This is a genomic window from candidate division WOR-3 bacterium, assembly GCA_026418155.1.
Lineage (GTDB): Bacteria > Hydrothermota > Tepidihabitantia > Tepidihabitantales > CAIPLT01 > JAOABV01.
Genome location: JAOABV010000065.1, coordinates 1 through 9,457, shown reverse-complemented (window position 1 = coordinate 9,457; position 9,457 = coordinate 1). Strand labels below are relative to the sequence as shown.

Annotated in this window: 8 protein-coding genes; 3 read left to right on the top strand and 5 right to left on the bottom strand. The window is 33.8% G+C overall.

Annotation, left to right across the window (positions count from 1 at the left end):
* Window positions 1–51: 51 nt before the first annotated feature.
* Both N2201_06690 and N2201_06685 read left to right on the top strand, forming a co-directional pair.
* On the top strand, window positions 52–1,329 hold the full coding sequence (locus N2201_06690) for an LptF/LptG family permease (protein MCX7785890.1): 1,278 nt from the start codon (window positions 52–54) through the stop codon (window positions 1,327–1,329).
* A 125-nt stretch (window positions 1,330–1,454) separates the two neighbouring features.
* The gene (locus N2201_06685) at window positions 1,455–2,531 is read left to right on the top strand and encodes an LptF/LptG family permease (GenBank protein ID MCX7785889.1); all 1,077 of its coding nucleotides are present in this window, start codon (window positions 1,455–1,457) and stop codon (window positions 2,529–2,531) included.
* Between the two features lie 392 nt (window positions 2,532–2,923).
* On the opposite strand, the gene N2201_06680 is transcribed toward N2201_06685, so the two are convergent.
* The 5 genes from N2201_06680 to ftsE all read right to left on the bottom strand — a co-directional run bounded on the left by N2201_06680 (window position 2,924) and on the right by ftsE (window position 8,183).
* Window positions 2,924–4,237 carry a radical SAM protein gene (locus tag N2201_06680; protein ID MCX7785888.1) on the bottom strand — a complete coding sequence of 438 codons (1,314 nt, stop codon included), beginning with the start codon at window positions 4,235–4,237 and terminating at the stop codon, window positions 2,924–2,926.
* A 42-nt stretch (window positions 4,238–4,279) separates the two neighbouring features.
* Window positions 4,280–5,359 (bottom strand): hypothetical protein, encoded by a 1,080-nt coding sequence (locus N2201_06675; GenBank protein MCX7785887.1) that lies wholly within the window; start codon window positions 5,357–5,359, stop codon window positions 4,280–4,282.
* A gap of 66 nt (window positions 5,360–5,425) precedes the next feature.
* Window positions 5,426–6,559 carry a peptidoglycan DD-metalloendopeptidase family protein gene (locus N2201_06670; GenBank protein ID MCX7785886.1) on the bottom strand — a complete coding sequence of 378 codons (1,134 nt, stop codon included), beginning with the start codon at window positions 6,557–6,559 and terminating at the stop codon, window positions 5,426–5,428.
* Window positions 6,560–6,562: 3 nt separating this feature from the next.
* Window positions 6,563–7,411 (bottom strand): permease-like cell division protein FtsX, encoded by an 849-nt coding sequence (locus N2201_06665; GenBank protein MCX7785885.1) that lies wholly within the window; start codon window positions 7,409–7,411, stop codon window positions 6,563–6,565.
* 100 nt (window positions 7,412–7,511) lie between these two features.
* A complete protein-coding gene (gene ftsE / locus N2201_06660; GenBank protein ID MCX7785884.1) occupies window positions 7,512–8,183 on the bottom strand; it encodes a cell division ATP-binding protein FtsE in 672 nt (223 codons plus the stop codon).
* Window positions 8,184–8,586: 403 nt separating this feature from the next.
* Here ftsE and N2201_06655 point away from each other — a divergent pair, with 403 nt between their 5' ends.
* Window positions 8,587–9,195, top strand: a complete 609-nt coding sequence (locus tag N2201_06655) for a hypothetical protein (protein MCX7785883.1) — start codon at window positions 8,587–8,589, stop codon at window positions 9,193–9,195.
* Window positions 9,196–9,457 lie beyond the last annotated feature (262 nt).

The following is a 9,457-nucleotide window of genomic DNA, read 5'->3' as shown; positions in this document are numbered from 1 at the left end:
ATTATCTTCCTTCTACTTGACATTGTCAGTCTTTGTTAATATATTGAACTTGTGAAAATTATTCAGCGGATGGTCCTACGAGATTTTCTCGGACCGTTCATTTTTGCAGTAGTTGTGCTGACCGCGGTTCTTTTATTAGATAAGATTTTCCTTTTAGTTGACCTCTTGGTAAAAAAAGGCATTCCTTTTCTTGCAGTTATTGAACTGATGGTTTACTGCACGCCGTTTGTTTTAGAATTCGCAGTTCCCATGGGCATTTTGATTGCTTCAGTTATGCTTTTTGGTCGTTTAAGCCAAGACAATGAATTAACTGCAATCCGCAGTGCAGGAATTAATCCATTTCAACTTTTGGTTCCGTTAATTGTTTTTACTTCAGTGTTAACAATTTTGATGATATTATTTAATGGTTATGTTTTACCTGAAGCGAATCATCGTGCAAGGAATTTAATTAGTGATATTGCCCGCAAAAAACCTGCGGTCAGAATTTATGAAGGAGTTTTTTTAGATGATTTTCCTGGATATATGCTTTATATCGGTTCAATTGATGACCGCACTGGTAAAATAAGCGATGTGACAATCTGGGAAAAGAAAAATCCCGACGACATTCCAACTTTAATTAAATCTAAAACAGGCAAAATTTCCACGAGTCCAGATGAAAAATATTTTATTATTGAACTTGAGTCAGGAGAGATTTCCGAATTAGTTGACCGAGAAAAATACCGACATCTGTCATTTGATAATTATGTAATTAATCTGCCAATCGATGTCGAATTTTATCGTCGAGAAAGAAAATATCGGTCAGACCAAGAACTATTACTTAACGATTTATATACGAAGACTAAATCATTAAAACAAGAGATAAAAGGACTTAAAAGAGAGATAAAAAGTCTTAATCAAATCTCGGATATTAATTTAAGAAAGTATCGGCTTGATGATACCCACGCAAAACTACGGTCAAAGAAAAGTGAATACAATCAATTAGCAACTGAACTGGAAAAAAAGTATGCTTTAGCCATTGCGTGTATTGTTTTTCTGTTCTGGGGTGCTGGTTTAGGCGGTTATATTAAACGAAGCGGGTTAGGTGTTGGTTTTATTGTCGGATTAGTCTTCTTTGCGGTCTATTATATTCTGATTTTGGCAGGTGAAGAATTTGCTGATGCCGGCCGAACAACGCCATTTATCGGTATGTGGTTTAGTAATTTAATCTTATTACCTTTAGCCATTGAATTTACGGCAACGACTTTTTTTGAATTCTCGTTTGCGAAAAAAATTTCTCAATATTTACTAAGTTTTACCCGACCACGAATAAACACTAATGGACTTAATTAAGATTAATTTTCTCAATCGACTATTTCGTAGTAAAAACAGACCAATGAAAGTAGTTGAATGATTTCTGATGTACACTTCAATGAATAAAAAATCTATCGGCTATTTTTCTTAGTAAAAACAAATTAATGAAAATAATTGACCGATTCCTCATAAAAGAGTTCATCAAGTATACTTTTTTAGCAACGCTTTCCGTTGTTGCCATTTATCAAATCATTGACCTATTTGAAGAACTACAATATTTTATCAATCGTCGAGTTTCCATATTTACTGTTTTAGAATACTATTTTTATAGCACACCATCGGCCGTAAGTCTATTACTGCCAGTGGGAACAATCCTTGCCTGTTTTTTTGTTTATGGTGTATTAACTCGAGAACGCTCAATCTATGTCTTCAAGAGTGCGGGAATTAATATCTATCGGCTATTTTTACCAATGTTAGTTTTGGGCTTAATACTTGTAATCTTTCAATTCCTGAGTTTTGAATTGATTACAATTCCGATGAATCGGAAATTAGAAAGACTTAAAAGAATTAAAATTGAACGACGCAGTGAGACAATTGTCCACAAGTGGCATAATCTATTTGTTATGGGTAATGAACGAACTGTGTATTTTATCCAAGAATATGAAAGTAATGGCACAATGTCAAACTTTATCATTGTTCAATTTGACGAGAATGGCAAAGTGAAAACGCGCTATGATGGTAAAAGAGCAGTCTGGCAGAATAAATTATGGCTGGCAAATAATATCGGTGAAAGAATCTTTATCGCCGATACATTTGAGCAATATACCTATTATGATACTTTAATTCTACCGATCCAAGAAAAACCCGTTAATTTTATCGAAGAGACCCGCACTATCGAAGAACTTAATATTTGGGAACTCTTTCAATTCATTCAGCAATTAAAAAAAGCCGGTGTTGAAACCGCAAAACAAGAAGTTGAGTTCCATTATCGGTTTGCGCAGAGTTTTATCAGTTTTATATTAATAATTTTAAGTTTGCCTTTAGCCGTCACATTAAGAAAAGGTGGCGTAATGTTTGGGCTTGGTCTGGGACTACTCTTCTCATTTATCTATTGGGGTTTAGTGCAAACCACCAAAGCATATGGACAAGCAATGGTAATAAGTCCATTCTTATCTGCCTGGCTTCCTAACTTTTTATTTCTGATTATCGATAGTTATCTTTTTATAAAAGTGAAAAAGTGAATAAAGAGAAATTTGCTGATTTTCGTAAGCGCTATGTTCGGCTCTCTTGATTATCTAATATGCTCTCCTCTCAGCAGGCCTCTCGGTAGCCGAGAGGCTTGCCCCTCGGCTGCCCACCGGCTCACCTCTCCGATGAGTGATTATATCATCTAACCCATTGTTTTTTAGATAATTAACTAAATAACTGATAAGACTGTCTACTATATTTCTAAGTAGATTGGCGTTAGTATAACCTACTATGTTCATCAGGTCGCTTGGAAAATTTACTTGGTAAGTTTGGAACAAATCCTTTAGTTAATGAATAAAATTTTTACAATAGAAAGCCGAGTAAAAGATTGTTTATAAATCTGAATCTAATATTGTGGATAAATTCTGAATATGATCAGGTGATTTTAATTAAATTTCGTTCTAATTAAAGATAAATACTTTTTTATTTCCTGCATCTCTTGTTGTTGTTTCTTATTGAGCACTGGAAAGATTATATTGTTATGATATAAAGGGTCGGTGTTCTTATCAAATCCTAATTGTTTATATATTGGACTATTAGGGATTGGTGAAAATTCGGCTAAATGTGCTGACACTCCAAAACTATATACAAAATCAATGCTTTTGATTATTTGCTCTGAAGTTAATTCAGGTAAACCAATCAAAAGATAACAATGAAGTTGAGATTCGGAAAATCCGCTATTTTTCAAATATTCAACTGCTCTAACAAATTCTTCTGCAGTAACTTTATCGTCAATCTCTTGATGTATCTTCATATCTGTGGTTTCTAAACTTAGATAAATAGTCTTAAAACCTGCTTGAAACATCTTATCAGCAATCTCTTGAGTCAATAGTCTCGGATGTAAACCATTCGGCGTATGAAAATTAACATTCATTTTTCTGGTAATTATCTCATCAAGTATTTTCTTAAAATTCGGATTAGCCAAAAGGGCATCATCATAAAAGGCAATATTTTTCACACCTAAACTAATATAATACTCAATCTCATTAATCACAGAAGCAATTGAACGATAAATATACTTAGGATAAAGTTCGGGCACAACACAATATACACATCGAAAAGGACAACCTTGAGAAGTTAAAATACAGGTATAATCTAACCGGGGATATAAATCAAATGCAGGCAAAGGATATTCAGTAAAGTTGAATGGTTTTATACCAGGCATTATTTGGTTAAGGGTTTTGTCTATTGGTCCTGGTAGCACATAATCAGCATGAGAAAATTTTTGTGCATGCTCATAACATAAAGTTGCATAGATTCCACCTAAAACAATTGGCGTATTAGGAAAATGTCGTTTTAGTGTTTTAATTGCATCAAAAACTCCGGGATACCAGTAAGTCATTACTGAGGTAACAAAAATCCCATCTGGTTTACGCATCTTAGACAGAACATCATCCAAAAGTTCTATTGGTAATCCATAGCGTTTATAGCGGCGCTCAATGTTTTTATATGGTTCTGGTTTTTCAATCTCTTGACTATAAAACTTTCCTCGGCCAAATTCATCGACTTTAGGTAATTTAGATATATTTTTTAATAACTCGGGTTGATAACGGTCAAGACAATCAATATAATCTATCTCATAACCAGCATTTCGTAAAATTGATGCGACATATAAAAGACCCAATGGTTTCATCCAAAAGTCATAAGCCTTAAAATCATAAATCCACGGATTCACTAAAAGAAAACGAGCCTTAGTCATCTTTATCTGTCTGAATGTTGATAAATATTTTCTATCGGAAAATTAAAATCTTAGTGAATTTACCACGGAAAACAAATAAAGTCTCTTATTAAGATATAATTCAGCGTCTTGTAACCTGTTAAGGATGAATGAGATGCGATTTATAATTTCTTTAATAGATAATTGCTGGGCAATTTTTTTAACCACTTCATGAGCATAAATATTCGAGAGATTTAATTTTAATTGTAATGCTTTACGATAAAGAAACAATAATGCTTTAAGGAATATTTCGGTGTCAAAATCCTCTAAATTCTTATTGATGACTTCTAAAATTAACTCTTCAAACGAAGATTGTGAAGTATCAACCAATCTTAAAAGATTATCTTGAGGCAAAAATTGAGTCGGGTCAGCGTAAAATTCCAGTGCTTTTCTTAAACTACCTTCTGATATTTCGGCACAGGTTTCGGCTTCAGATAATGGAATATTTTTCGTTCTCACTAAATATTGGGCAATTAAATCTTTAGCAATCGGAGTGAAACGAACAATTTGACATCGGGACCGAATGGTCGGAATGATATAAGATAATCGCTCAGTAGTTAAGATAAACAATGTTTGTTGTTGTGGTTCTTCTAAGGTTTTGAGAAAAGCATTAGCCGCTTCATTGGTCATCTTATCGGCATTAAGAATAATGACCACCCGATATTTGCCCACCATTGGTTTATAAGCCATCTCTTGTTTTAACCAACGCATTATTTGGATTGAGATTGTATAATTTGCTGGTAAATTGGGACGCATCTTTTCCAGAGTATATAAAGAAAGATTCTCTTCAATTTCTCGGAAAATCCGTTCCAGTCCTTTTTGACTATCTTTATCATCTTCACTCTGGCTTACCGGTGCGATGGGAAACAGAATTTTTATTTCTGGATGCGAAAGATTAGCGATTTGTTGACAACGCAAACATTGGTTTTGGTCTAAATCTTCAGGAGTCGGGCAGTTAATTATCTGAGCAAAATTAATTGCGGTTGTTCTTTTACCCACACCTTTCGGGCCAACAAATAATAATGGTGGAAAATGCTGATGTTTATATAATGCGGTAAGAATTCTTTGGGCTTGATATTGACCAATAATTTTAGGAAATAGCACTGTTATGTCAGGTTTAGAATTTGGATTTCAGATTCGGAATTTTCCATAGCAACGCTGTTATTGTAATTATCTACTTAACCAAGGCAATGGGTCAACTGCTTTACCTTCCCGGCGCAATTCAAAATGGAGAATATCTTTTGATTTTCCAACCACTTCTCCTTGTTTAAGATTCATACCAACACTACAAGACATTTCCGCCAGATTGGAATATAGCGTATAATATCCATCGCTATGGTCTAAAATAACTAAATTCCCATATCCCATAAACCGGTCCGCATAGACAACTCTACCGTCAGCAATTGCTCGAATCTCAGCGCCAAAAGGACATTTAATGTCAATACCGGTATTTCTAATTCTGGTCTTATACTTTGGGTCTTCAACACTACCAAATTCAGCAATCACTGTGCCATAATAAGGCCAGGGCAATTTTCCTTTCATTATTTCTAAGAAATGTGTTCCTGGTGGCAGTTTTCGTTCTTTGCGTCTCATCTCCATATCAGCAATCAGTTTTTCCAATTTCTCCATCGCAGTCTTTAATTCTTTTTCCAAGATGCGATTCTGTTCTTTCTCTGAGCGAACCTTATCTAATACTTTAGCCTCTAAGGCTTGAGCATCTTTTAAGTTAGCCTCTTCGGTCTCCCGCATCTGTTTTAACCGAATTAATTCGTTTTTGGCTTTTTCTAATTGTCTTTGTTGTAACTCTAAATCATTCCTTAACTTTGTTAGCGTTTGAATAGTTGTTTTTCGGTCTTCGGCAATAATCCGCAAATAGATGAACTTCTTATAAACATCAACTAAAGACCGATTAGATAAGATAATTTCTAAAGGATAAATTCTTCGTTGCTTATAATAATTTATTAAAACATTCTCTAAGTCTGACCGTCGGGCTTCAATCTGTTTTTGGGTTTGAATAATTTGATTGGTTACTGCAATAATCTCATTCTCTTTATTCTTTTGAAGAATTTTTAATTCTCGAATCATCTTTTTCGTGAGATTAATCTTTTCTGCATAAGCGTCAATCCGTTTGAGCACGCCAGACTCTTCTTTTTCTAAAGATGCAATTTTTTCTTGTAAGGCGCGAAGTTTTTCTCTGGTCTTCTCTAATTCTCTTCGGGTATGCTCAATATTTTCTTGAGCAAAAATTAAGAAGATTAATGATAAATTTACTAAGAGCAACATTATCTGTGTGTTTCTACCCATCATCTATTTCAGAACATGGGATAAAGCAATATAAGAACCACTGAGACCTAAAAAACTTCCGGCAATGACATTAAAAATTAATAAAGAAAAAATAGGCAGCGATAACATCGGAACTTCAATTGCCACAATATAAAATAAGATTATCATAATAATAAATGAAATAATACTTCCTAAAAGTCCATGCGATAGACCTTCAATATAAAAGGGAAACTTAACCATATTGGATGAAGCGCCAACTAGTCGCATAATTTCAATCTCTCGCGAACGGGCTAAAATTGTTGACTCAACGGTTCGTGAGATGATAAAAACAACGGCAATAAAAACTATTAACAATATACCCGCATCTAAGCCTATGATTATACGAATAATTCTTTGCAACCGAACTAAAATATCTTTGCCTGACCAAGTTTCTCGCACACCTCTTAATAATCTTATCTTTTCTTCTAATTCAGATAATCGACTTGCTAACTTGTAGTTAGGTTCGATTTGGATTCTTAAGCCTGCAGGCAATGGATTATGACCTAAGATATCTAACAATTGAGCATTATCGCCTAAATCATTCTTAAGTTCTTTGAGGGCTTGTGCTTTGGAAACATATTGAACTTGACGCACACCGCTAAGCAGACTAATCTTATTTATCAAATCATTAGCATCAGCATTATCATAGAGAAAAGCATAAATTTCAATTCTTTCTTCAAAATAATTTTTGGCGCGAAGAATATTTACGGTTAGAACTAAAAAAATTGAAAGGAGAAGGAGACAAATTGCGGAGACGCTTGCGGAAAGAATGAATGCTGATTTATTTCGCAGAATATTTCGGATACCTTCTTGAATTAAAAATTTAGTTGCCATAAGTAAATACCTTCATATTATAATCTATTCTTGCCATGCTGAGTTTAATTTAGCGTCTTATTTTCGTTAACATTCATCAAAGAGAATTTCATAATTGCCATTAAAGCAGATTACTATCATCAAGGATTTTGCCATCTTGTAATTTCACTACTCGTTTATTACTATTTTCTGCAAGCAAATAATCGTGAGTTGCCATTATGACGGTAGTTCCCGAATAATTTATCTCTTTTAACAAACCCAAAATCTCGGCTGACCCTTTATAGTCAATATTACCTGTCGGCTCATCGGCTAAGAGAATTTCTGGGTTTTTCGCTAAAGCCCGGGCAATTGATACTTTTTGTTGCTCACCACCGGATAACTGATAAGGATAGAAATCTTTCCGATTAGATAGACCAACTTTTGACAACGCTGACATAACTATTTCAGGAATTAAGTATGGACGAATACCAATAACTCTTAAAGCAAACTCAATATTTTCATAAACTGTTCTTTCCGTCAAGAGTTTGAAATCTTGAAAGATAATTCCGATTTTTCGTCGTATCTGTGTGATTGTTTTATCCGAACAATGTTTGTTTAAACTATAACCATTGACGGTTAATTCACCCGCATCAGGAAATTCTGCACAATAGATTAATTTCAGCAAGGTTGTTTTTCCGGCACCAGTTGGTCCAGTAAGAAAGACGAATTCGCCTTTATTTATTTTAAGGTTTATATCATAAAGTGCGGTCCAGGAATTATGATAAATCTTAGACACATGTTCAAAAACAATCATCGCTAACCATTATATGCCAAGATTTCACAATGTCAAGATACACCGATAGGAGGATAGTGTATAATATTTATGTAAATTTTAGTTTGATATGTTAAAGAAAACAGATAATGGGAAAATAAGCCTGTATAGAAGAAAAGAAATTGCACAAAATTCTTGACACTACCCGATAAAAGGAAGTTCGGCAAAAAGACATTTATATTTAACCACGAATAAATATGAATAGAATAAATTGTTTTTAATTATTATTTGTAATTTTATTTTAATTCTGTCTTTTGGTAATTTTGGGTACTCTTTATAATTTACTATTGACAATATTAGAGTAGAAGTTATTCTGTAATAGATAAGGAATAGTTATGTTAGGATTTATTTTAGTAATTAGTTTATTTATAGATAGTATTTAGTTATGTTATCAACTATTATAGTAATTAGTCTATTTATCTCCTCGGATACAATTGAAATAAAAAGTACACAGGGTATTTCTTATCGTTTATTTGTATCTGATGTACGATACGCGCTATCCGAGCCGGATGCGGATTTTAGTTTAATAAAAGAAAGGCAGTTTCAGTCACCGGATAGCACCTTATATTTTCAGTTCAAAACAAATAAAAACTGGTCAGCGTCTCAAAGGATTGACGAAAAAGTGTCAGAATATGCGATGACTGTTACAGATGGCGACTACATTCATCTTGTCTGGGTTAAACAAGGAAGAATTTATTATAAGATGAATATGTATTCAGTAACAAAAGATTCACTAAAAAAGATAGGAACACCGAGGTGGGAATGTAACATTGCTATATCAATTCCTGGTCTTAATGAACCTGCGTCAAATATTTCTATTGGTGTAGATGGTGAATATTTATCTGTAACTTGGGAGACACCATTAGCAGGACATCCAACATTAGTGGAAAAATGGCGAAGAAGAAGATGGCTTTGGGAAATACCTTTTTATTGGAATACACCTGAATGCTTGAGTGAATTAATCAATCGTAACTTAATAAGAACTAAGGAGTAATTTATGGTAATAAACAATAAAAGTCAAACTTTTAGTGAAGATGTCTATTTCTATCGGTTAAAGACTGTGAGATTTGCTGATACCAAAAGAATGGTTATTATAAGATAATGAAATGAATAACCGGGGAGGAGATTTTATACTCCTCCCCGTGGAGGTTCTCTTGGTAATTCGGTTTATTCTCGTTATTAGTTGTTATATCTCCACTCTTTTCGGACAAATAATGATAAAACGCATCTGTTTCTTACATTCAGGTCCTTACAGC